Source organism: Acidisphaera sp. L21 (assembly GCF_009765685.1).
Lineage (GTDB): Bacteria > Pseudomonadota > Alphaproteobacteria > Acetobacterales > Acetobacteraceae > LMUY01.
On the sequence record NZ_LMUY01000089.1, the window covers coordinates 20,839 to 44,362 of the forward strand.

The following is a 23,524-nucleotide window of genomic DNA, read 5'->3' on the forward strand; positions in this document are numbered from 1 at the left end:
ATCGGGCCTAGACCTGAGAGAGCGCGTCCTCTGCCTCTAGCCAGGCCATCTCGGCGGTGTCGATCTCACGGGCGATTGCGGCGAGCCTGGTGTTGGCGGCTGTGACCTCGACTGTACGGCTGGGGACGTATAGGGCGGGGTCGGCCAGCTTAGCTTCCAGCTTAGTGCGCTCGGCAGACAGGCGGGCGATAGCTGCCTCCGCATCCCGCGCCTGTTTGCGCAATGGGGCGGTTTGCACGCGGGCCTGCGCACGATCGCGCCTATCGTCACGCCGGGTGGGCGCCTCGGACCGAACGGGGCGCGCCCGTTCAGCCAACAAATCGCGGTAATCGTCCAAATTGCCATCGTAGGGCTTGGCTGTTCCGTCCGCGACCAGCCACAGCCGATCTGCCACCAATTCGACCAAATGCGGGTCGTGGGTGATCAGCAATACTGCCCCTTGGAACTCTGCTAATGCCCGGACCAGCGCGTCGCGGGCATCAATGTCCAGATGGTTGGTTGGCTCGTCCAGGATCAGCAATTGCGGTGCGTCCCGGGTAGCCAAGGCCAGTAGCAGCCGCGCCCGCTCCCCGCCGGAGAGTTGGGCGGTGCGGGTGTCCGCCCTGTCGGCATCTATCCCGAACCGGGCCAGTTGTGCACGAACGGCGGATGGCAGGGCGCGTAGCATCGCGCGGGCCATGTGATCGACGGAAGTCTCGTCGGGAATGAGTTCTTCGGCCTGATGCTGGGCGAAATAGCCGACTCGCAGCTTGGCGTTGCGGCGCATTTCGCCCGCTAGCGGCTCCATGCGGCCAGCCAGCAATTTTGCCAGCGTGCTCTTGCCATTGCCATTTGCGCCAAGCAGGGCGATGCGATCTTCCATATCAATTCGAAGGTTCACACCACGCAGCACCACGCGATTAGGGTAGCCGGCGTCCACCCGATCCAATTGCAGGATAGGTGGCGAGAGCATTTGCGGCTCGGGAAACTCGAATCGAGTGGCACAATCCTCTATGACGCTTTCCATCACCGGCAGTCGTTCCAGCGCCTTCAGGCGCGACTGAGCCTGCCGCGCTTTAGTGGCTTTGGCGCGAAACCGGTCCACAAACGCCTGCATATGGGCGCGCTGAGCTGCAATCCGCTCTGCGGCGTGCGCTCGTTGCATGGCCTGCTCGGTCCGAATACGGACGAATTCGGTGTAGCCACCGGGCGTGAGAGACAGGCGGCGCTGGTCAAGGTGTGCAATCGCCTCCACGGCGCGGTCCAACACTCCACGGTCATGGCTAACGATTAGGCAAGCGCCTGGAAAGCGGGCAATCCAGCCCTCCAACCACATGGTGGCTTCCAAATCCAGATGGTTGGTCGGTTCGTCAAGCAGCAATAGATCCGGCGCGGCGAACAACGCCGTTGCCAGCGCCAGCCGCATCCGCCACCCGCCGCTGAACTCGGCCACGGGTCGGCCTTGTGCTGCCGTCTCAAACCCTAAACCGGCGAGTATGGCGGCCGCCCGCGCAGGCGCAGAGTCGGCGCCGATGGTGCGCAGGCGCTCGTGGATCTCGGCCAGCCGGCCGGCTGCGGCGGTTTCTGCCTCCTCCAACAGTGCGAGCCGCTCGGGGTCGCCTTCCAGGACTGTTTCCAACAATGTCGATGGTCCGGAAGGAGCTTCCTGCCGGACCTGCGCCATCCGCGCTCCAGATGCGAGATGAATCGATCCGCCATCCAACGCGATTTCGCCAGCAATGGCGCGCAGTAGGGTGGATTTGCCTGCGCCATTGCGCCCCACTAGCCCAATCCGCCGCCCCGCATCGATACGGAGGGAGGCGTTGTCCAGCAGGGGCCGCCCAGCCATGCGCAAGGACGCGTCTTCAATGACCAGTAGGCTCATGCAGGAGGTCTAATCCGCCAGGCGGCGCGGGACCAGCCTCTGCCGTAAATGAGCGTTAGCGGGGCGGTCCCTTCAACACCCGTAGCACGGCATCTACCGTCAACCCATATGCCACATGGGTGATGAAGCTACGGCCATGCGCCTGCCACGGATAGAGTGCCGGTGACGGCGCCAATCCGGCGCGAGGTGCGGCCCATTCTTCCTCAATCGCCCAGGTTGCGACCCCAAAAGCGAAGCCGCGACCTGCCGTGAGCCATACTAGCCGGTCGCGCAGCGCCCCGAGGATCGCGCCCGGCACGATGCCCATCGCGTATCTCACCGCAACCCCAACGTTGTTGTCCTCAGGATGCGCCAGTTCGGCGCCTATGGCCTTGGTCGCCTTGGCAGCAAGGACATGGGCTGGGTCCAGCCCATGTGGTTGGGCCGCAATGGTTGCCGCGCGTGTCTGCGCGCTCTCTTTCGTCCTTAGATATCGGTCGACCTCGTTTAGCGCCCAGACGCCCGCCGCGCCCGCAATGGCCCCACGAACAAGGCCTCCAAAGATTCGATCGCCTGCCCGGTCCACCATTCGTCCCTCTCTCGTCGTTCCAAAAATCAACGTGCCCGGGCGCCAGGCAGTTCCGGCCTTGCCGGGCCTCTGCCGGTCAGTTAAAGCCCGGTCAAATCGAACTAAGGCGGACCGACATGGCCCTCGAGCGCACGTTTTCCATCATCAAGCCGGACGCGACCCGCCGAAACCTCACTGGTAAGGTGTTGGGCGCACTAGAGGCTGCCGGTCTACGCGTCGTGGCGCAGAAGCGTATCCGCCTGACTAAACAGCAAGCCGAGGAGTTTTATGGCGTTCACAAGGAGCGCCCGTTCTTTGCCGGACTGGTGACGTTCATGACGTCCGGCCCCGTGGTCGTGCAGGTGTTAGAGGCGGATGATGCCATCGCCCTAAACCGCAAGACAATGGGCGCTACTGACCCGAAGAAAGCCGACGCCGGGACTGTCCGCGCGCTGTATGCCGAAGACATTGAGGCGAACTCCGTCCACGGTTCAGACAGCCCCGAAGCAGCGAAGCAGGAGATTGCGTTCTTCTTCAGCGATGCCGAGATCGTCGGCTGAGCTACAAGACGCCAGGCTGTTGGGCCGCCATGCTGCTGGCTGCAGCATTGGCGGCCTGTGCAGCGCCGCAGCCTCTGCCGACCGCGACTGAAACACGGGCTGCGCCAGAGGGTATTGACGGCCGCTACCGCGGCATTGCCCGGTTGACCCGAGCAACGGTGGCCGGCTGTCCCCGCAGCGGTTCTCGTGTTGTGACGATTTCGGGCAACGCCTTGTCGCTGAATTACCGCGGCCAACGAGCTTCATACGCGCTGGCTGCGATCGTTGGACCGGATGGATCGGTGCATGGCAGTGATAATACCGGCACGATTGATGGCCAGATCACTGGCAGGCATTTGGATCTATCGGTGTCATCGCAGTATTGTGATGTCAGGTATGCGTTGGATAAGGCCTCCTAGTCCCGGCGGCGCGTTTCGGACTACGCGCATAAGGATTTCGCCATGATCATCGACAGCCAAGCGCAAGCAACTGACGCCGCGATACTCCAGGCCATGGCGAGCGCGACCGACCCGAGGTTGCGTGAGATTGCGGCATCCTTCGTACGACACATGCACGGGTTTGTTTGAGAGACGAAGCTGACCGAGCGAGAGTGGGAAGAGGGCGTGTCATTCCTGTATTGGATCGGTCAGGCGACGCATGACCTGCATAACGAGGGGATTCTGTTCTCCGACGCGATCGGCGTCTCTACACTGGTTTGCCTGCTAGACAACGGGGAGGTCGGCGCGCAACCGAGAATGCGTCGGCCTTGCTTGGCCGGTTCTGGCGACTAGGATCGCCGGAAACCGAGAATGGTGGCAGCATCGTCCGATCCAAGACCGATGGACCGCAACCTGCCGGATCACCAATCCCGATGGGGTAGCGCTGGCCGGTGTGGAGGTGCATGTCTGGCCCTCTGCCCCTACAGGGTAATATGAAAACCAGGACTCGAAACAAGCACCGATGAATTTGCGCGGTATCTTCCACACCGATGCTGGTGGACGGTTCAGCTTCCGCTCTGTTCGTCCTGCCGGCTATCCGGTTCCGACCAATGGGCCGGTTGGCGAGATATTGGGCGTCCAGCATCGGCATCCGCATCGCGCGGCGCATTTGCATGTTCTGGCGAACGCCCCCCTGGCTTCAAAACCCTCATCACCCAGGTTTTCGTCCCGGATGACGACCATCTGGACAGTGACGTCGTATTCGGCGTGACAGGCGCGCTTATCGGCGATTTCAAGCTCCATGACGGCGGCTCGCTCCCTGCTCCGGACGTGACAGCACCATGGTACACGCTGGACTGGGTATTTGTTATGGAGCCCGGCGAGTCCGTGCTTCCGAAACCGCCGCTCAAGTAAAGTTCGCTACGCCTCCACGGCGTCTCGAGTGAAGGCCATACAGATTGCCCCAAATAGCGGCCCTGCAGATAGGGTGAGGCACGCCAAAACAAACGACCCGGTCTGCTGAAACACTAACCCCAGCAGACTCGGAACGATGACGTTCCCTAGGCCCCAAATCGCGTTGGTGACGCCGGCGCCACTGGACGCTAATTCCTTACCCGAGGCCTCTGCGACCATGGTGTTCATCAGCGGACTGTAAGCGAACGCGCCAATGCCGAGTAGCGGCCCAGCAATCTCGAACGCAGTAAAGGTTTCGAGCTGCGAGAACACCAGCATCATCATCACAAAAAACACCAGGCAGCCGATGACCAGTGCTTTGCGCCGCCCACCCAGCCAGTCCGATACCAAACCAATGGTCGGTTTGGCGACAATCGCCCCAGCACCGAACAGGGCTACGACGAAGCCGCTCTGCACGACCGTCAGTCCATGGCCCCGCACCATTAGCGTGCCTGCCCAGAAGGCGAAACCCCAGGTTCCCCATAGAGCGCCGAACCCGGCAAGGGCCAACAGGCGGAGCTCCCGATTTGGCCACAACGCCCCGAAGTCAGGTCGTGTGTGTAATGAAGCTGCGCGCCCCGGTGCATCCCGAACCAACACATAGGCGACGATGCCAAGGCCAATGGTTACGCCGCCCAGCGTCCGATAGGCGTTCTGCCAGCCAAACTGTGTCAGCAGCACCGGCACAGTCAGGTTGGTGACCACGACGGCCAGTGAGGTCGCCGTCATAAACAGGCCCATGGCCCGCCCGCGCTCCAGCTTGTCAAACCACGTTGCGATCAGCTTCACGCCCGCCACATAGTCTGCCCCGGCCGTCAACCCCATAACCACCTGCAACAATAGCCCCATGGCAATGGATTGGACCGAGCCGAACAGAAAAGTTGCTAGGCCAAGGCAGAGGAGCGAGGCGGCAAGCGTCAGCCGGGGCCCGAGCCAATCCCCGGCGAACCCGGCGCCGATGTTCGAGATGACGTATCCAATGTAAAAAGCGGTGACGAACGCTCCAAGCCCAGCCAACGGCAGCGTGAGTGAATGACTGACCGCCCCGGCTAGGTTGCTCCAAGCCAGGCGGTCGGCAAAACTCATGAAGAATGCCGCCCAGGCCACCAGCAAAAGCAGCCAGCGGATCCCTTGATTTCCAACGGCACTCGCGTTTATCTTTGACGCCGATGCAGCCAACGCCTCATTGGGCACGAAAAACATCTCCTCTCGTATTTTTTGCAGCATGCGCCCAGCGACTCTATGCGCGCAACGCATCCATCGCCGGGTCTAGCCCATGCAAGGCATCGAGCAAGGCTGCCGCGAACGATGCCGGCCCAGTGGATTGTTTCGCTGCCAACTCGCCGGCTACGCCAAGTAGGGTTAGCGCATGCTCGGTGGCGATCAGGGCGTCGGGTTCGACGGCCAGGCATGCGGCAGCAACCGCGCCGGCCACGCAGCCCATTCCGCTCACCTTCGCCATCCATGGGTGGCCCCGATGAACGGCAAGCGTTCGCTCCCCGTCGGTGATCCAGTCGATGGCCGCGGTTATTGCCACCGTTGCGCCGGTCTCATAAGCGAGGCGGCGGGCGGATTCTACGACATCGGCAGCGTCATCAGTCGAGTCCGTGCCTCGGCCGCTGGCAACTGCGTCGGCCATCGCTCGAATCTCGGATGCGTTTCCCTTGATCAGCCGTGGCCCACGCGTCACCATAGTCTTGGCTAACGTCATTCGCACCGCAATCGCGCCGGCCGCAACCGGATCCAACACCCAGGGCCGACCAAACTGCTGCGCGTAGCTCGTCGCGATCTCTGCAGCCTCCATGCGGGCTGGATGCTGCATGCCCAGATTGACGAGCAACGCATCGGTGAACCGCGACACGGCTTCCATCTCCGCCGCCGCCTCGGCCATTAGCGGCGACGCGCCCAAGCAAGCGAGCGCATTGGCGGTTAAATTCGCAGCGACAGGGTTGGTCAGGCAGTGTACCAGCGGGCGGCGTGCGCGGATTGCGGCTAGGGTCGTGCCTGCCGGGTGTGGAGGAATGGCGGCCATCGTTGGGTTCATATCCCGGAATCAGGGGGGGCTTGTATGCCTGACTGACGCCAGCGAGGGTATTGCACACCGATTCGGCAGATCCCACCATGACTTTCTCGGCCCTCGACTCCCTACTGCTCGGCCCGCTTTTCGCGACGGAGGCGATGCGCGCCTGCTTCTCCGAGGAGGCCCAGCTTGGTGCGATGCTAGCGGCCGAGGCCGCCTTAGCTCGCGCAGAGGCATCCGTTGGCTTGGCGCCGGCAGAGTTGGGGCGCGCCGTGTCTGCTATCCCGCCCGGCGAATTGGACGTTGCAGCGCTGGGGAGGACGACCGCGTTGGCGGGCGTGCCAACAATCCCATTTGTTAAGGCCGTCCAGGGCCGCCTCTCTCCGGAGATGGAGCGGGCGTTCCACAAAGGTGCCACCACACAGGACATCATGGACACAGCCCTGGTGCTGCAGCTTCGCGAATCGCTGGCTCTCATTCGTGGCGACCTGGTAGCAGTCCTGGATGGGCTGAGCTTACTGGCCGAGACACATCGCACCACGCCATGCGTGGGCCGCACTTATGGCCAGCACGCTGCCCCACTGAGTTTTGGCTATAAGGCTGCTGTATGGTTGGCCGGGGTAGCGGAGGTCGCGGCGCGCCTGCCGGACGTGAGCAGCCGAGTGCTGGTCGCGTCTTTGGCCGGGCCGGTCGGCACTTTGGCGGCCTTGGGTGCCCAAGGCCCGATAGTGGCGGATGCATTTGCGCGCGAATTAGGTCTAGCTACCGCACCAATTGCCTGGCACGTGCGCCGGGCTGCGGTAGTCGAAACAGGATGCTGGTTGGCGCAGCTCATTGGCGCGCTGGCCAAAATCGCGACTGACATAGTGAACCTCGCCTCTACCGAAGTGGGCGAGATCGAGGAACCCTTCGTGCCAGGCCGAGGCGGCTCGTCGGCGATGCCACACAAGCGCAATCCTGTGTCATCGACGGTCATCTTAGCCGCCCACGCCGCGGCGCCCGGGAACGTTATGACCCTTCTGACGGCAATGGCCGCTGGGCACGAACGCCCCGCTGGATTGTGGCATGGGGAATGGCACGCGCTGCCCACCTTGTTCGGTCTCGCCTCCGGCGCGTTACGGGAAGCCGCGGCCTTGACGCGGGGGCTCAAGGTAAATGCGGCCCGGATGCTGGACAATATCGGCTTAACCCGCGGACTGCTGTTTGCGGATGCCGCGGCAGGCCGGTTGGGCGGCGCATTGGGCCGGGAGACCGCTCATCATCTGGTGGAGGAAGCCGCGGCTGAGGTCCGCCAAAGCAGCGCAACGCTACAGGCGGTGTTGGCAAGGGACCCGTTGGTGATAAAGACCGGGATCGACCTATCGGAAACCTTCGATCTGTCTCCTGCTGTGTTCGCTGCTGCGTCATGGGTCGACAGGTCTGTTGCGAGTGCGCAGACAACCCGCGCAGCCTTGCTGCAGTGTGATAGCGGCCGAGCTAGCACTGCGCGTTGACCTGAAGAGCGGGTCCGCCCACCCTCCGCCCGGCGCCTGAGGGGGTTTTCATGAAAACGTTTGGTATCCGGCTTCATCGGCACGGCGGTCCTGAAGTGATGGAATGGGAAGAATATGATCTTCCCCCGCTGGCGCCGGGTCAGGCGCTGCTTCGCCATACCGCGGTCGGGCTGAACTTCATCGATGTCTACCAGCGCACTGGGCTCTACCCCCAAATAATGCCTTTTATCCCCGGCTCCGAGGCCTCTGGCGTGGTGGAAGCTTTGGGCGAAGGGGTGATTAACCTGGCAATCGGTGATCGTGTTGCCTATGCCGGCGTCGCCGGCGCGTACTGCGAACATCGGATTATTGCTGCGGACCGACTGGTTAAGCTGCCGGATACGGTCGACGATCATACCGCTGCGGCGATGATGTTGCAGGGCATGACGGTCCAATATCTCATCCGCCGTACCTATCGTGTGCAACCCGGCGATACGATACTGATCCATGCCGCGGCCGGCGGGATCGGGCTGATACTATGCCAATGGGCCAAATCGTTGGGTGCGACGATCATTGGGACGGTGTCGTCGCGGGAGAAGGCGGATCTGGCGAAATCCTACGGCTGCACCTATCCAGTCGTCGCTGACGAAGCCGATTTCGTTGCGCAGGCCAAGGAGCTGACGAATGGTGCAGGGCTTCCCATCGTCTATGACAGCATAGGCAAGGATACATTCTTCAGGTCGCTCGACTGCTTGAGACCCCTGGGCACATTGGTTCTGTTCGGCCAGTCGTCCGGCGCTGTGCCTCCAATCGATCCAAACATACTGGCACGCGGCTCGTATTTTCTGACGCGACCGTCGCTAGGCGCATTCATCGCCAAACGTGCCGATCTGGAGGCCACGGCAGGGGAGTTGCTGTCCGTAGTGGAGTCGGGCGCCGTCAAGATCGTTGTAAATCAGACATATCCGCTACGTGACGCTGGCCGGGCCCAATCAGATCTTGAAGCCCGCAAGACCACCGGCTCCACGGTGCTGACAGTGTGACGGAACCGCCATCCATGTCGGAGCCGCGCGTTAAAGCAAAGCTTTGGGTCCAAATGGCACTGCGTCTCGGCTCTGCCGCGGCAAAACCCGGCGTCGTCGTGCGTAGCGGCGATCCGGACGCCGGCGGCATTATGATCGTACTTCGGGGCCGAGATGGCTTGGTTGTGCTGTCTCAGGTGCGCGCGGGAGAGGGCGAGTCGGCTTGGATGCGGGGCACTGGAGCCGTTCCGGTCGAAGAACAGGCCGCAGACGCCTACATTTTTCGACAGGTCCGATTTGACCCAGACCTTTGGGTCGTCGAGTTCGAGGCGCCGGACTATCTGCCGCCATTTAGTGGGAAGATCATTTGATCGACAGTTTCTGAGCAGATGATCACTGTTGCTTGATTGCGCCGGTCCATGTGGCGATTCTGCCACAGTGGGTAGGAATCAGCCACAGTGCTCTCCCGCTCCTGAAAGTTGGTGATATGTTGCACTCACCGAGAGCCGGGGGGACGAGTTCCCGGACCACCAGGCAGCTGGCTGCGTGTGAGCGCAGATTTGTTATGAGGAGAGAAAGAATGAAGCTCCGCAATGCGCTTCTGGCAGCGACCGTTTTGGCCGCACCAGTTGCGGTACACGCCCAGCCTGTCGATGGGCTCTACATCGGCGCCGGCGCAGGCGGCAACATCCTGCAGACCGAGGCCGTAAAGCGTGCCAGCAACGGCCCGTCCAACTTCGGCAAGGGTAGCGACTATCGGTTCGATGCCGGCCCGGTTGTGGTTGGTAGCGTTGGTTATGGCCTAGGCAACGGCCTGCGCTTCGAACTGCAGGGCGCCTTTTACGACAATAAGATCAGTCGCTTGAAAAACGGTGGTGCTGGCGTTTTCCGGCAGACGTCCGCTGGTGGCGATGAGTATAAGGAAGGCGTGTTTGCGAACGTTTTGTATGACGTTCCGCTGAATCAGTTTGGCCTCAACTCGCCAGTGTTCCCGTATGTCGGTGCAGGCGTTGGTTATGTTCACAACCAGATCAACAACGGCCACATCGCGACGGTGTTCGGGAACGGGGCTCCGGCCCAGTATCTTCGCACCACGGGGCAGAACGACAACCTTGGCGTTCAGGGCATCGTTGGTTTGTCCTTCCCGGTCTACAGCCTGGTGCCGGGTCTGTCGCTGACGGCAGAATACCGCTTCTTGGCCGAGATTGGTGGCCGCTCCTACAACGAGCAGTATTTCGCTCCGCGTATTGCGGTCGGCACTAAGCAGAAGTTCTCCACGGATGACTTCAACCACAGCTTCCTGGTTGGCGTCCGTTATGCCTTCAACACGCCGACGCCGGCCGTTGTTGCTCCGACCGTTGCGCCGCAGACTCAGACGGTTGCGCGCACCTACCTGGTGTTCTTCGACTGGGATCGTGCGGACTTGACCGACCGCGCTCGTCAGATCGTGTCGGAGGCTGCCCAGGCCAGCACGCGGGTGCAATACACCCGGATTGAGGTCCAAGGTAACGCGGATCGGTCCGGCACGCCTGCCTACAACCAGCGCCTATCGCTCCGTCGCGCTCAGACGGTTGCCGCCGAGCTGGTGCGTGATGGTGTGCCTCGGACCGCCATCGACATCCAGGCCTTCGGCGACACGCGTCCGCTGGTCCCGACTGCTGCTGGTGTTCGTGAGCCGCAGAACCGTCGCGTTGCGATCATCCTACGCTGATCGTTCAAGGCTAATAGTGCGATGGGTGGTGACAGCCCCATCGTACGGCTTGCTAAAGGGGAGCCGGTCCAGTCATCTGGCCGGCTTCTTCGCGTTTTGGGCACAAGTGTGCCTCCATTCGCGTCGAAAAGTGCCGAAATCCCGGGAGAGTGGCTATGAGTTGCGTTCGTAAACTGCTGCTGGCGTCGATAATCCTGGGACCGCCAAGCGCCGCGTTCGCACAACCAATTCAGGGCCTTTACATAGGCGCTGGAGCTGGTGGTAATCTTCTGCAAGAGGAACGTGTGCAAGCGTCGCCCGGGTTAGGCTTGGCTCCCAAGCGTTTGGCCACCGATGTCGGCGGTGTCGGCGTCGGCAGCATCGGCTGGGGCTTTGGTAACGGCCTGCGGTTGGAGGTTGAGGGTAATGTTCGCCACAATCGGGTTCGCCAAATAAGTGGCTTCGCCGCCGGCCCAACCGCTTCGGGCGGCGACCAATACTCCTACGGAGGGATGGTCAACGCTTTATTCGACATGGATATTGGTCTGAATTGGCTCTACCCCTATTTCGGTCTTGGTGCAGGTGTCGCTGATACCTATCTTGATCGCGTGCACTCGTATGGTGTGCCAAGCGGCGTCCGCGTGTCTACCAATGGCTGGTCAACCAATTTTGCTTACCAGGGCATCTTTGGTCTGTCCTTTCCGCTGGCTGCTGTGCCTGGCCTATCTCTGACGGCAGAATATCGCTTTTACGGCGTGCTGGACGCGCCGGGCTTTCACGCTCAAGACAATGTTGCCGTCCAGGCGCCTGGCGGGATAGCGCACCAGGGTCGAGGCAATTTCAATGTGAGCAGCGACTATAACCATAGCCTGTTGCTTGGGGTCCGCTATGCATTCGACACCGCGCCGCCGGCCCCCCCGCTAGCCCAGGTGGCTCCCACGCCGGCTGTGACGCCGGCCCGGACCTATCTCGTCTTCTTTGACTGGGATCGGGCGGATCTGACCGATCGCGCACGCCAGATCGTTGCCGACGCAGCGCAGGCAAGCACGCGTGTGCAGTCGACTCGTATCGAAGTACAGGGAAATGCCGATCGCTCGGGCACGCCGGCATATAACCAGGGTTTATCGCTGCGCCGGGCGCAGACCGTCGCGGCGGAACTGGTTCGCGATGGTGTTCCGCGTTCTGCAATCGTCATCCAGGCGTTTGGCGATACACAGCCCCTGGTGCCGACAGCAGCCGGCGTCCGCGAGCCGCAGAATCGACGTGTAGCGATTATCCTCCGCTAGCGGTCGTTGCGTGGCGAAAGGGGGAGGTGCGTTATCACGCTCCTCCCCTATTGTAGCTTTGTTGTTTGGGTTCTTGCCCGGGGCCGCCACAGCCTTATGCCGCCAGCCGCTCTGGCTTGGCCTGTCGCAAGCGATGAGCGTGATCGGCTGAACGAGTTGTCTGCGGCAGAATTGATAACTGACTGGCTCATGCAGCGTCGCGACCCATTGAAAACGGCGATGTCGGATCGCGGCAGCTTGTTCTTGCGCGAAGCCGGTCTTTCACGCGAGCTATGACAATCACCGTGCGAGAACTTGAACGTGATCGTCAGGAGCTTTTCAGCCGACCATGCCGAGAGCCCAGCCTATCCACACGTCGTGCGCGATTTTGCGGCGGTCCGATGCGACCCGCCACTAATCTAGCCACAAGGCGGTTTGAGTAAAAATCTCGCAAGGCTTTTGCACCGAGGCGCGCGTTGCGGAGCATGTGGCTAAGGTGGAGTGCGATTGCCTGGATTAGCGGGCGAAATTTCGTTGTCTTATCTGTCAGGAAGGTGGGCTGCAGCGATAACTCATTAAGTTGCGGCCCACGGCTTGCATTGCGTCGGCAACAAGCCTCTAGCATCATAGCAGTATGACAAGTCCGTCCGATCCCTTCGCAAGTTACGATTTTGGCGCTTACTTTTGCGAGCTGACGGCGCGTGACGGCGATGGTGGCGCCATCAATCGCGTCCGAGACCGTGTGTCGAAGATTGGCCTGGATGCGCTCAGAACGCGCGCAGCCGGAGCAGAAGATGACCTAATCAACCTCGGCATCACCTTCACCGTCTACTCCGAGGCCGAGGCAATTGATCGGATTCTGCCGTTTGATTGCCTACCTCGCATCATCACCGCGGCAGAATGGCGGCATATCGAGGCGGGCGTGAAGCAACGGGTACGAGCGCTCAACGCTTTCCTGCATGATATCTACCATGATCGTCGGATACTGAGGGCGGGCATCATTCCGGCGGCTTTGGTTCTGGGAAATGCGAATTATCGACCGGAGATGGAGAATTTCCCCATCCGGTTCGGGACCTACGTGCACATCTGCGGCATCGACATCGTTCGTGACCGACATGGAACGTTCTGTGTGCTTGAGGACAATGCCCGCACTCCATCCGGCGTCTCCTATGTGGTCGAAAACCGACACCTCATGCGGCGGACCTTTCCCGACCTTATGGCAGGAATGCGACTGCATCCCGTCGACGATTACGGCCGCCGCCTTCGCGCCGCGATGGGCGATATTGCACCGGAAAAGGTTTTAGACCCTCAGATCGTCCTTCTCTCGCCTGGGATCTACAATTCGGCCTATTTCGAGCATGTCTTTCTTGCACGCGAAATGGGCGTACCGTTGGTTGAGGGTCCGGATCTGCTAGTCGAGGCGGATCGCGTATTCATGCGGACCACGAGTGGTTTGCGGCCTGTTCACACGATCTACCGGCGCATCAGCGACGATTTTCTAGATCCGACCGTGTTCCGCGCCGATAGTCTGTTGGGCGTTCCTGGGTTAATCGGGGCCTGGCGCGCGGGCAATGTCACGCTTGCGAATGCTGTCGGCACTGGCGTGGCGGATGACAAGGCGGTCTACGCCTACATGCCCCGCATCATTCGCTTCTACCTGGGGGAGGATGCGATCCTGCCGAATGTTGAGACGCATATCTGTGGCGAGCCGGAGGGATTGGCATTTACCCTCGCCAATCTCAGCTCCCTTGTAATTAAGCCGGTCGGCGAGTCTGGCGGATACGGGATTACAATTGGCCCTCGGGCGTCGACGGCGGAGTTGGATGCGGCGCGGGCAGCTCTTCAAGCCGATCCGTCGAATTGGATCAGCCAGCCTTTGATCGACTTGTCGGTCGCCCCTACTCTTACCGCTGGTGGATTAAGGCCGCGGCATCTTGATCTTCGGCCGTTTGCAATCACCGGCCGCGATACATGGGTGTTGCCCGGCGGGCTTACTCGAGTTGCCTTGAAGGAAGGCAGTCTGATCGTGAATTCGTCCCAGGGCGGCGGCTCAAAGGACACCTGGGTCTTGGCGGATTCATGAGCGGCATCAGCAAGGATACCGTCCTCCTCGCGCGATATGCCGAGGGACTGTTCTGGATGGCCCGTTATATCGAACGGGTTGAGAACTTGGCACGGCTGATCGACGTGACCCAGACTTTCGAAAGTCCCGGTCGCGAGGACGAGGCGTGGAGTGCGCTGTTACGCATCAATGCGGACGAGGAGCGGTTCTTGGCCGCTGGCGGAACGCTTGATCCCGAGGGGATCAAGCGGTTCTATCTGCTAGATCGCAGCAATCATACCTCCGTCCCCGCTTCGATTGAGGCAGCGAGAACTAATGCTCGCACCCTACGTCCTCTCATCAGCACTGAGATGTGGATGCAGATGAACGTGTTCCATCGCGACGTTATGGCAATCTCCGCCGATGAACTCACAGGCGACCACCTCACACGGCTTTGTGCCCGACTTAAGGAAGGGATGCAGGCTCATACCGGCATAACAGAGGGTACGTTCTTCCGCGATCAAGGCTGGAACTTTTACATGCTCGGACGTCTGATCGAGCGCGCTGACCAAACGACGCGGCTGCTAGATATCAAATATCACTTGCTCCACCTCCAAGGTATTGAGGAGCGTCGCCTGGCGGAACTCACTCAATGGGGTGGTGTGCTGCGTGCTGCCGCGGGTTACCACGCGTTTCGCCGGGTTGCTCCCGCCGGGTTTGAGGCTGCCGATGTCGTGACGTTTTTACTGTCAGATCGGTCATTTCCACGCAGTATCACGCTGTGTGTAAGCCAGGTCGAATGGCACCTGATGCAGTTGCGCAGCCGCTATAATCTACGGGGCACTGTGGCGGCGTTGGAGCGGATTGAGGAAGTGCGTGCGGCGTTGTCGTCTAATTCGGCAAATCAGTTGATCGAATCTGGCTTGCACGACTTCCTGGATTGCTTACAGCGTGATCTCAATCTCCTGGCCGGTGAAATCGGCTACGCGTTTTTCCGGGATTGGCGGCCGGAGCCACCGTCGCAAAAGCAATCGCTGGGCGCATCGTAAGTCGGTGGCAAGAGTGTCGAGAGCTCACGCCCAGCGGGTGACAGCCTCCAACGCCTCATGCATCGTCGCAAAATGGCCAATGTCGCGGCCGTCCCTCGCGCGCCAAACGCTGATCGCCTTTCCTCGACGAACGGCACCCCATTTCGCCCATTGCCCATTTACTGGGTAGATGCTGGCAAATTCTGCGATCCCAGGTGGATTTTCGTCGTGGCAAGAATGAATCGCGAGACGCACCCCGTGGTTCTGTTTCTCCATGCGCGCTAAGGCAAGCCTATCTGCCATTGTGAAGCGATCGTTCGGACGCTTGAACACCAGAATATCGGCGCCCGGCGTGGTCTGGATTTGGGACACTGCGCATCTCCCCTTGCGAGCCGCAGGATATCTCACGAAATCGTGAGGCTACGCAAAGGCGATGACATCACTTTTTGTGTGATTGGCCGACAATTCCATCGCATTCCTGTTGCATCTCAAGAAAACTCTATTGTTTATCGAATTTCCTCGTACCAGGTTCGGCCATCTCGTTCAATTAAAGCGATGGCAGAGGTTGGCCCCCAGCTTCCGGCCGGGTAGAGCCGCGGGGGCTCCCGAGATTCTTCCCAAGCTTCGATGATTGGTTCAACCCAACTCCACGCGGCTTCGACCTCGTCCCGGCGCATGAACAGAGTCGGATTGCCGCGGACGCTGTCCATGAGCAACCTCTCATAGGCGTCCGGATACCGCGTGCCGAACGCCTTCTCGAAACTTATGTCCAACTGCGTAGGGCTGAGGTGCAAGCCCCCAGGCTCTGGGCTTTTCGTCATCAACTCCAGTTTCATTCCCTCTTCCGGCTGTAGCCGGATAATCAACTTGTTTGGACTCAATGCTGCGTCTTCTCGCGTGAAGACGTTGAACGGTGCTCCACGGAACTGCACGACAATCTCACTCACCTTCTGTGGCAGCCGCTTGCCGCTTCGTAGGTAGAATGGAACGTTGTTCCAACGCCAGTTTTGGATCTCAGCCTTCAATGCTACAAAGGTTTCGGTCTTGCTGGACCGTCCTTCGCCCAGATCTGCGAGGTAGCCGGGGACGCCCTTCCCATCGATCGCACCCTGACTGTATTGACCGCGAACGGTAATGTTGCCGACTTCATGTGGCGCTATCGGCTTCAACGAGCGCAAGACCTTCAGTTTCTCATCCCGAACGGCATTGGCATCGAGACTCGTCGGCGGCTCCATCGCCAAGAGGCATAGAAGCTGCATCAGATGGTTCTGTACCATATCTCGCAGGGCACCCGAGTGGTCGTAATAGTCACCACGGCCTTCGACGCCAACCGTTTCACCCACCGTAATCTGCACGTGGTCTATGACATCTGCATTCCACAACCGTTCGAACACCACGTTGGCAAATCGAAGCGCAAGCAGATTCTGCACCGTTTCTTTGCCTAAATAATGGTCAATTCTAAAAGTCTGTGTCTCGGTGAACACCTCGCCCACGACGTCGTTGACTTGCCTTGCGGAGGCAAGGTCGTGGCCAATCGGCTTTTCCAGAACGACGCGGCTGTGTTCCGTGACTAACCCGGCGGCCTGTAGATTATTGCAGATGGGTCCGTAGAGATCAGGTGACGTTGCAAGGTAAAAGACTCGTATCCGGTCGCGCTTCTCGTTCAATAGCTTGGCCAGCGCCTCCAAGCCACCATCGGTGGCGGCATCCCCCCGCGCGTAATGGATCATGCCGGCAAACTTTTCTGTAAGCGGCTTGCTGAGGTCGCCCTTCGCAACGTGCTTGCCGATCGCTTCGGTAGCACGCAGTCGGAAGCTTTTGTCATCGAAGTCGGATCGAGCAGCACCGATAATTCGGGCATCGTCCGGAATCTGGCCATCACGCAGGCGATGATACAGCGCCGGAAGCAGTTTGCGGAGGGTGAGGTCCCCAGTGGCGCCAAAAACAATGCAATCGAATGGGTCGACTGGCTTGATAGCCATGGCTGAGAGGCCCCTTGCTGTTGCGCTGCAATGTGGGGACAAAGCCTTCATGCGTCTATCCGTTCAATCAAAGGTTTAGGTGCGCCGCCGAAAGGCCTATGCTGCACCCGCGAAATAGACCCAGGTGGATAAATGATCGACGCAACCTTAATTGCAGGCGATGGGATTGGCCCGGAAGTCGTGGACGCGACCGTCCGCGTGTTGGATGCCCTAGGCAGTCCTTTTGCGTGGGACCGCCAACCTGGTGGGATGGAGGCTGTGGCTATTGCCGGCGATCCTCTGCCACCTGCGACCCTAGCAAGCATAAAGCGCACGCGGTTGGCCTTGAAGGGGCCGTTGACCACGCCGATTGGGGGGGGATTTCGGTCGGTTAACGTGCGACTGCGGGAAGAATTTCAGCTTTACGCCAACGTCCGCCCTGCTCGAACGCTCATTCCCGGCGGCCGTTATGAAGATCTAGACCTAGTTATCATTCGTGAGAATCTAGAAGGGTTCTATGTTGCCTTCGAGCATTATATCCCTGTCGGCGACGATAGCCATGGCGTTGCGATCTCCTCAGGCGTGAACACCCGCGCCGGCGCGCAGCGGATCCTGCGTTATGCGTTCGAGTACGCCATTCGTAACGGTCGCAAAAAAGTGACAGCTGTTCACAAGGCCAATGTTCTGAAGGCGTTGACTGGGCTGTTCCTGGAGGAAGCGCGAACCATGGCGAAGGAATACGAAGGCCGTGTGGTGCTTGATGATCGCATTGTCGATGCTTGCGCGATGCAACTCGTCCTCAACCCGTGGCAGTTTGACGTTATCGTAACGACCAACTTGTTCGGCGACATTCTATCGGACGAGGCAGCCGGGTTGGTCGGCGGCCTTGGCATGGCGCCGGGCGCCAACATCGGCAAGACGGCGGCGATTTTCGAAGCGGTTCACGGCTCTGCCCCAGATATTGCAGGCAAAGGTATTGCTAATCCTACCTCTCTCATGCTGGCAGCGGCGCTCATGTTGGAACATGTCGGGCTAGCGAAAGACAAGCAGCGCCTGGAGGACGCAGTGAGTGCTGTGATGAACCAAGACGGCATTCGCACCGGCGACTTGGGTGGCAAGGCCACCACCAAAGAGTTCACCGATGGGGTAATCCAACGCCTAGCTGCGTAAGCCCGCAGTAGTCGATGATTTGGAGATGCAACTTGGGGGCGCCCCGTTGGCACTGGCCCAGCACTTGAGAGTTGGCTTGCCGGGTGACACTCTCCGCCGCACTGCGGAGTAGTACGATGCCGTTTCCGACGAGAATGCTGCTGGCTGCAATGCTCGCCATCTGCGCCACCCCGGCGATGGCGCAGCGTTGGGCTACCGTTTGGGCTGGCTCGGACCAGGGGCCGTATCCAGCCGGGAATGCCTCGGCCCAGCCAGATCTGTCGTTCACATTTCCACATCCAGAAAGCGGATCGCACGAGCAGAGCTTCCGGCTGATCATCAAGCCGGATCTCTGGGCGCGGCAGATGCGATTCCGCTTTTCGAACGCGTTTGGCACGAAGCCAGTGAGCTTCGATACTGCCTTCGTTGGCCTGCAAATGAGTGGCGCCGCACTGGTTGCCGGCACCAATCGGCCACTGACGTTCGCCGGCAAGAAGACCGTAACGGTTGCCCCGGGCGCCCAGGTGTGGTCGGACGCCGTCGGACTACCGTTCGTGCGCAACCCCGCGGCTTCCGAACTGGCTGGCCGAAAGCTAGCCGTGACGTTCCACATCCCCGGCGATAGCGGGCCGATGACTTGGCACGCCAAGGCGATGACGACCTCCTACGTAACCGCCCCGGACGCAGGGGCGATCGGGGAGTTGGAGGACGACAGCGCATACCCGGCAAGTACCACCTCCTGGTACTTCTTGGACGCCGCAGACGCCATCGTACCATCAGACACGCGTGTGGTTCTGTGCTTCGGCGACAGCATTACCGACGGCACCGCCTCCACTTTAAACGGAGATGATCGTTGGACGGATGTTCTGTCACGCCGCCTTCACGCGACGGGAGGACATGTCGCGGTTGTAGATGCCGGTATCGGTGGGAACCAGGTAGCTGGGCCGCCAGAGTACACGGCCGCCAAGCCGTTCTCAGGTGGCCCCTCGGCCATCTCGCGTCTCGATCGCGACCTTTTAACGTTGTCGGGCGTGACAGACGTAATTTGGTTCGAAGGCATCAACGATTTGGGTGCGGCCAACGCGGTGCCCGATAATGTCGCGAATACCGTGCGTGCCGGTGTTGAGAGGATCCGGGCCAAGATCAAGGGTGTCCGGGTTTTCGGCGCGACCCTCACCAGCAGCCGAGCCAGCACGGCGCCTGGTTACGGCACAGCTGACACTGATAATCGACGGCATGCGCTGAATGATCTAATCCGCAAGCCAGGCCTATTCGATGCCGTAATCGACTTTGACGGTGTCACAGTGGATCGGCAAACTGGTGAGTTACGGGCGGAATTCGTGCCACCATCTACAGCAGGTGGCACCGGAGACAAGTTGCACCCAAATCGCGCAGGTTATTTGGCGATGGGCAATGCGGTCGAACTGCGGCTGATAGTGCCTGTCGAGGTGGTTCGTCCGCGCCCCCGTCCGCGCCCCCGATCTGCAGCGTCAGCAGATGCAGCCGCCGATCCCGCCGAGATTATCCCGCAATGAGCGCTTACGCCGATTATGTCGGCCGCACGGAAATTCGCACCAACACAGTATGGCCTCATATGGAAAGGCCTAGTCGCAACGCTCGAAGTAGCGCGATCGGAGCGCGTTCTGCCGCATCTGTGGCACTGGATGCTCTCACCGACTGGGCATCCGCCAGCCAGCGCGGCCCGGACGGTCACCTGAAGCGGGGGGCTTCATTCTATCACCCGATCCCACGTTTGTGAAAACTTGACCGGAACCAACACCGTTGAGTCCGTGGCCAAAAAGGAAGGCGGCTCCGGACGTATGGTGTTTGTCACGGTGCGGCATGACGTTGACTTCTCGCATGAGCGCGTGCTCACTGAAGAGCATGATATCGTCTATCGCGGCGATGATGGAGAGGCAGTCAAATCCGGTTATGTAGCCCCACCGGTGGATGTCGCAGCCGTGCGGGAGGTTCGTCCAGATTAGGTGCAGTTATTCCGTTATTCGGCTCTGACGGGGAGTGACCATCGCGTTCATTATGACGCGATTACTTCAGACTTGAGGAGGGCTATACGGCCTGATCGCGCATGGACCGCTGCGGGCGACATGGCTGGCGATGCTGGCCACACGATTGGCCCCTATAGTACGGTTTTCATTTGGTGGCAGGAGACCTGTGTTTGCCGGAAACTCCTGGCAGGCGCAGGCACGGAAGAGTGCGGACGACTATCGTCTGCGCACGCTAGATGACACGGGCGCCGTTTGCATGACGGTCGAAGCCGGAGAATGAACGTGGCCTTCATGATCGAGCCTGTTCCCGAGCGGGGTGCGCTGCACCCTATACACCCAGGTATTAGCCGCATCGTTGCCGATAATCCGGGCCGGATGACGTATCATGGCACCAATACCTACCTGATCGAAGACCCAGACGGTGTAACCGTCCTGGATCCGGGACCGGATCAGCCCGGTCATGTTGCGAATATTCTGCGCCTGACACCCGGTCCGATTGTTCGCATTCTTTTGAGCCACACGCATCGCGATCATCTAGGCGCTCTGGGCGGTTTGAAGGCCGAAACCGGCGCACCAACCTATGGTTGGCACAAGCCCGATACCGATGCGTTTGCGCCCGATGTATCTATTCACGACGGCGACACCGTGGCGGGCATGCAGGCGATTTTCACGCCAGGCCACGCCGCCGACCATGTTTGTTTTGCGCGACCTGATGGAGTATTGTTCAGCGCAGATCATGTCATGAGCTGGTCGTCTAGCGTTGTTAGCCCACCGGGCGGCGACATGGCAGCGTATTTCGCGAGTTTAAACCGTCTTCTAGATCGGCCAACCGACACGATTTACTTTCCGGGTCACGGCCCGCCAATGGGCGAACCGCACGCCTACGTCGCCGCTTTGTTAGAGCACCGAGTTGCCCGGGAACGCGCAATCGCTACGGCGCTCAAGGATGGGCCGCGCAGTTCCACGCTGTTAGTGGACGTCCTATACTCTAAGATAGACCCGATCTTAAAAATGGCTGCCGAGCGTAACGTGTTGGCACACCTCATAAAACTGGAACGGGAGGGCCTTGTGGTCCGTCGCGGTGACGAGTGGCGGTCGCTTTAGCTCCAGACCCACTCCTTGCTGCCAATCGGACTTTCTACGACAACCTCTGGTCCAAGGCCCGGTTGATAGGGCCAGACCAATTCAATACCTGGCCCTTGGCGCAAACTCTGGCGTCTACCGCAACACGGCGTCTTGAGATCGGGGCTGGTCTGCGGCCGCGGCTTCCAACCGTGGGAACCGTATTCATCGATATCAGCATGCCGGCGCTAGGTCCGCTACAATCAGATGGCGGTCGATCGGTCGCCGGGTTAGCAACCACATTGCCGTTTGCCAACAACAGTTTCGACCTTCTCTGCGCAATGGATATTGTCGAACATGTCGCCGATGATGACGCCGTCTTTGCCGAATTGTCGCGTGTTGCTGCATCCGGTGCGGTGCTATTGCTGTCAGTTCCGTTACACCCATCGGCATGGACCGCATTCGACGAAGCGGTCGGTCATCACCGGCGATACAAGCCGGCCGCGCTGGTCGACGCGCTCGCGGTGCATGGCTTCACGGTAGAGCGAAGCGCACCTGCGGGTATGTTGCCGCGATCGTCCAAATTACTGAGTGTCGGGATGTGGTTCTTGCAGCATCGACGCGCGCGAGCAATGTGGTGGTATAATCGTGTCTTCATGCCGTTTGGCCTTCGTCGTGCCCCGGCGTTGGTGCTGCAAGATGGGATGGTTGATCCATCAGGCCTCGCGGGTGTTCTGTTAGTCTGCCGCCGGGCCTAACGGCAGCACTCTATAAGGAGAACGACGTGAGGGCTTGGTTTTACGTTGTCATTGCTTGCGTTGCGTGGCTGGCAGAGACATCTGGCGCTCGGGCTAAGCCACACGCCGCCACACCTGCTGACACGTTCCTGGACACATTGGGTGTGAATACTCACCTTGTTTACAAGGATGGGGCATACGCGAACCCTGCGCTTGTCGTGCAGGATCTGCGTTACCTCGGCATCCATCACGTGCGGGACGAGCTCGTGAGCCATTTGGGCCCGGATACAGCCAGTTTTAGCGATTACGCAACATTGGCCGATGCGGGGATGAAGTTCGACCTCGTCATCAACAGGGGGGCGCCGTCCAACTCCGGCAAGCCGTTTGTTGAAGTGGCAATGCTCACATTGGATATGTTGCAGAAAGTGATTCCACGTAGTATCGCCTCCATCGAGGGGCCAAACGAGATCAATAACTGGCCGATTGATGCTTATAAGAATCTGACCGGAATTCCCGCAGCGCTGCAGAGCCAGAAGGATATTTACGACAGCGTTCGTGCCAATCCAAAATTAAAAGGCGTATCGGTTTTCGATTTGACGGGTGCACCCAAGCAGGCAGGCTTTGCTGGCCGGGCCGATTATGGAAACCAACACCCGTATCCACATAATGGAATGCAGCCCGCGGAATGGATCAGCCGTGGCTTCGACGGGGCATACGCGCTTTCGGGAGATTTTCCGCGAGTCATTACCGAAACCGGAAATTTCAGCCTTCCTTCCACTTGGCCAATCGGCAAGCCATGGTGGGAGGCTTCAGTCATGCTCGGCGTGGACGAGGAGACCCAGGCGAAGTCAATCCTGAACTCGTATTTCCAGGCCTATGCAGATGGCGTGCACCGGACCTATGTATACGAATTGCTGGACGACAAGGCAGATCCAGCCAACACTGACTCATCGCAGCATTATGGTCTATTTCACGCCGACCATACACCCAAACCGATAGCAACGGCGCTCCATATCCTGACGGCGATCTTGCAGGGAGGGAGTCTTGCTGCCCCAAAGAACGATCAACTCGACTTCGAAGTTTTGGGTATGCCGACCACAGCGAATGCCGTGTTGTTTCAGAAATCGCCGCGCGTGTTCATTGTTGCTTTGTGGAACAATGTTCCGTTTTGGACCTGGAATACACAGGCGAGCCATGAGATCCAATCTCCTCTTGCGCGGGTGACCCTCAAGCTTGGGCAGGAAGTTAAGTCGGTTGAGGTCATCGATCCATTGATTGAGGCAATGCCAGTGCAACGGTCTGGTGCGGTGAGGACCATGCCATTGTCGGTTGGCGATCACCCGCTGCTCGTCGTCGTGACTCTGCCGTGACTGCCGAATACGACACTTCCGTAAATTAGAACGCTAATGCCTCGGACAGAACGGCTTTTTGCTATCACGGTTTGCGGCATCGAAGAGCCGGTGGGGCAGTGCGAAAGAGGTGCAACCCACGTCCTATCGATACTCGATCCGCAATATCCAGTGCATGAGGCGATTAGCGCTTTTGGCGAGCACGAGAAGCGCGAACTCCGGTTCGACGACATCATAGGCGACACGGAAGGCAAGCGCCTACCTAACCTTGAGGATGTCAATCTATTCTCTCATTTGGCCGTGATCTTTTGCACAAGCGCGGTGCCGCCGCGCATCTCCTAGGGTCCGGACCCATAAACATCTTGGCGCGACGCGTGGTGT

Annotated in this window: 23 protein-coding genes and 1 pseudogene; 18 read left to right on the top strand and 6 right to left on the bottom strand. The window is 59.9% G+C overall.

Annotated elements, in window-relative coordinates; translation table 11 throughout:
- Nucleotides 1-7: 7 nt before the first annotated feature.
- Both GSQ76_RS18235 and GSQ76_RS18240 read right to left on the bottom strand, forming a co-directional pair.
- The gene (locus GSQ76_RS18235) at nucleotides 8-1,864 is read right to left on the bottom strand and encodes an ABC-F family ATP-binding cassette domain-containing protein (RefSeq protein ID WP_158745567.1); all 1,857 of its coding nucleotides are present in this window, start codon (nucleotides 1,862-1,864) and stop codon (nucleotides 8-10) included.
- Nucleotides 1,865-1,919: 55 nt separating this feature from the next.
- A complete protein-coding gene (locus GSQ76_RS18240) occupies nucleotides 1,920-2,183 on the bottom strand; it encodes a hypothetical protein (RefSeq protein ID WP_158745568.1) in 264 nt (87 codons plus the stop codon).
- A 365-nt stretch (nucleotides 2,184-2,548) separates the two neighbouring features.
- Between GSQ76_RS18240 and ndk the strand changes: the two genes are divergently transcribed.
- The 5 genes and pseudogenes from ndk to GSQ76_RS32775 all read left to right on the top strand — a co-directional run.
- Nucleotides 2,549-2,971, top strand: a complete 423-nt coding sequence (ndk, locus tag GSQ76_RS18245; RefSeq protein ID WP_158745569.1) for a nucleoside-diphosphate kinase — start codon at nucleotides 2,549-2,551, stop codon at nucleotides 2,969-2,971.
- Nucleotides 2,972-3,000: 29 nt separating this feature from the next.
- Nucleotides 3,001-3,369, top strand: coding sequence for a hypothetical protein (locus tag GSQ76_RS18250; protein ID WP_158745570.1), 369 nt, complete (start codon nucleotides 3,001-3,003; stop codon nucleotides 3,367-3,369).
- Nucleotides 3,370-3,411: 42 nt separating this feature from the next.
- Nucleotides 3,412-3,537, top strand: coding sequence for a hypothetical protein (locus tag GSQ76_RS32365; protein WP_256366999.1), 126 nt, complete (start codon nucleotides 3,412-3,414; stop codon nucleotides 3,535-3,537).
- A gap of 9 nt (nucleotides 3,538-3,546) precedes the next feature.
- Nucleotides 3,547-3,741: a dioxygenase gene (locus GSQ76_RS32770; RefSeq protein ID WP_408836875.1), complete on the top strand. Its 195-nt coding sequence runs from the start codon at nucleotides 3,547-3,549 to the stop codon at nucleotides 3,739-3,741.
- Between the two features lie 154 nt (nucleotides 3,742-3,895).
- Nucleotides 3,896-4,159: pseudogene (locus GSQ76_RS32775) on the top strand (hypothetical protein); the annotation flags it as partial.
- A 149-nt stretch (nucleotides 4,160-4,308) separates the two neighbouring features.
- On the opposite strand, the gene GSQ76_RS18260 reads toward GSQ76_RS32775, so the two are convergent.
- Nucleotides 4,309-5,568, bottom strand: a complete 1,260-nt coding sequence (locus GSQ76_RS18260; RefSeq protein ID WP_216851136.1) for a nitrate/nitrite transporter — start codon at nucleotides 5,566-5,568, stop codon at nucleotides 4,309-4,311.
- 13 nt (nucleotides 5,569-5,581) lie between these two features.
- Complete coding sequence (gene thiM, locus GSQ76_RS18265; RefSeq protein ID WP_158745571.1) at nucleotides 5,582-6,385, bottom strand: hydroxyethylthiazole kinase; 804 nt, start codon at nucleotides 6,383-6,385, stop codon at nucleotides 5,582-5,584.
- Nucleotides 6,386-6,462: 77 nt separating this feature from the next.
- Between thiM and GSQ76_RS18270 the strand changes: the two genes are divergently transcribed.
- The 7 genes from GSQ76_RS18270 (at nucleotide 6,463) to GSQ76_RS18300 (ending at nucleotide 14,900) form a co-directional block, all read left to right on the top strand.
- Entirely contained in the window at nucleotides 6,463-7,854 is a 1,392-nt protein-coding gene (locus GSQ76_RS18270) for an adenylosuccinate lyase family protein (protein WP_158745572.1), read from the top strand.
- A gap of 50 nt (nucleotides 7,855-7,904) precedes the next feature.
- The gene (locus tag GSQ76_RS18275; protein ID WP_158745573.1) at nucleotides 7,905-8,876 is read left to right on the top strand and encodes a quinone oxidoreductase; all 972 of its coding nucleotides are present in this window, start codon (nucleotides 7,905-7,907) and stop codon (nucleotides 8,874-8,876) included.
- A gap of 14 nt (nucleotides 8,877-8,890) precedes the next feature.
- A complete protein-coding gene (locus GSQ76_RS18280; protein WP_158745574.1) occupies nucleotides 8,891-9,226 on the top strand; it encodes a DUF1491 family protein in 336 nt (111 codons plus the stop codon).
- A 209-nt stretch (nucleotides 9,227-9,435) separates the two neighbouring features.
- The gene (locus GSQ76_RS18285; RefSeq protein WP_158745575.1) at nucleotides 9,436-10,566 is read left to right on the top strand and encodes an OmpA family protein; all 1,131 of its coding nucleotides are present in this window, start codon (nucleotides 9,436-9,438) and stop codon (nucleotides 10,564-10,566) included.
- Nucleotides 10,567-10,889: 323 nt separating this feature from the next.
- Nucleotides 10,890-11,831, top strand: coding sequence for an OmpA family protein (locus GSQ76_RS18290; RefSeq protein WP_254070485.1), 942 nt, complete (start codon nucleotides 10,890-10,892; stop codon nucleotides 11,829-11,831).
- 613 nt (nucleotides 11,832-12,444) lie between these two features.
- A complete protein-coding gene (locus GSQ76_RS18295; protein WP_158745577.1) occupies nucleotides 12,445-13,893 on the top strand; it encodes a circularly permuted type 2 ATP-grasp protein in 1,449 nt (482 codons plus the stop codon).
- A complete protein-coding gene (locus GSQ76_RS18300; RefSeq protein ID WP_158745578.1) occupies nucleotides 13,890-14,900 on the top strand; it encodes an alpha-E domain-containing protein in 1,011 nt (336 codons plus the stop codon). Before GSQ76_RS18295 ends, GSQ76_RS18300 begins: the two co-directional genes overlap by 4 nt.
- Nucleotides 14,901-14,924: 24 nt before the next feature.
- Here the strand turns inward: GSQ76_RS18300 and GSQ76_RS18305 are convergent, their stop codons facing one another.
- Both GSQ76_RS18305 and zwf read right to left on the bottom strand, forming a co-directional pair.
- On the bottom strand, nucleotides 14,925-15,251 hold the full coding sequence (locus tag GSQ76_RS18305; protein WP_158745579.1) for a hypothetical protein: 327 nt from the start codon (nucleotides 15,249-15,251) through the stop codon (nucleotides 14,925-14,927).
- A gap of 134 nt (nucleotides 15,252-15,385) precedes the next feature.
- Entirely contained in the window at nucleotides 15,386-16,861 is a 1,476-nt protein-coding gene (gene zwf, locus GSQ76_RS18310) for a glucose-6-phosphate dehydrogenase (RefSeq protein WP_158745580.1), read from the bottom strand.
- A 132-nt stretch (nucleotides 16,862-16,993) separates the two neighbouring features.
- On the opposite strand from zwf, the gene GSQ76_RS18315 reads away from it, so the two are divergent.
- The 6 genes from GSQ76_RS18315 to GSQ76_RS18340 all read left to right on the top strand — a co-directional run bounded on the left by GSQ76_RS18315 (nucleotide 16,994) and on the right by GSQ76_RS18340 (nucleotide 23,164).
- Nucleotides 16,994-18,010, top strand: coding sequence for an isocitrate/isopropylmalate dehydrogenase family protein (locus tag GSQ76_RS18315; RefSeq protein ID WP_158745581.1), 1,017 nt, complete (start codon nucleotides 16,994-16,996; stop codon nucleotides 18,008-18,010).
- A 116-nt stretch (nucleotides 18,011-18,126) separates the two neighbouring features.
- Nucleotides 18,127-19,524 carry a GDSL-type esterase/lipase family protein gene (locus GSQ76_RS18320; protein ID WP_158745582.1) on the top strand — a complete coding sequence of 466 codons (1,398 nt, stop codon included), beginning with the start codon at nucleotides 18,127-18,129 and terminating at the stop codon, nucleotides 19,522-19,524.
- 228 nt (nucleotides 19,525-19,752) lie between these two features.
- On the top strand, nucleotides 19,753-19,974 hold the full coding sequence (locus GSQ76_RS18325; protein ID WP_158745583.1) for a hypothetical protein: 222 nt from the start codon (nucleotides 19,753-19,755) through the stop codon (nucleotides 19,972-19,974).
- A gap of 297 nt (nucleotides 19,975-20,271) precedes the next feature.
- Nucleotides 20,272-21,099 carry an MBL fold metallo-hydrolase gene (locus tag GSQ76_RS18330; RefSeq protein WP_254070486.1) on the top strand — a complete coding sequence of 276 codons (828 nt, stop codon included), beginning with the start codon at nucleotides 20,272-20,274 and terminating at the stop codon, nucleotides 21,097-21,099.
- A 170-nt stretch (nucleotides 21,100-21,269) separates the two neighbouring features.
- The gene (locus tag GSQ76_RS18335) at nucleotides 21,270-21,815 is read left to right on the top strand and encodes a class I SAM-dependent methyltransferase (protein WP_216851137.1); all 546 of its coding nucleotides are present in this window, start codon (nucleotides 21,270-21,272) and stop codon (nucleotides 21,813-21,815) included.
- A gap of 26 nt (nucleotides 21,816-21,841) precedes the next feature.
- Nucleotides 21,842-23,164, top strand: a complete 1,323-nt coding sequence (locus tag GSQ76_RS18340; RefSeq protein ID WP_158745585.1) for a calcium-binding protein — start codon at nucleotides 21,842-21,844, stop codon at nucleotides 23,162-23,164.
- Nucleotides 23,165-23,524: the final 360 nt, after the last annotated feature.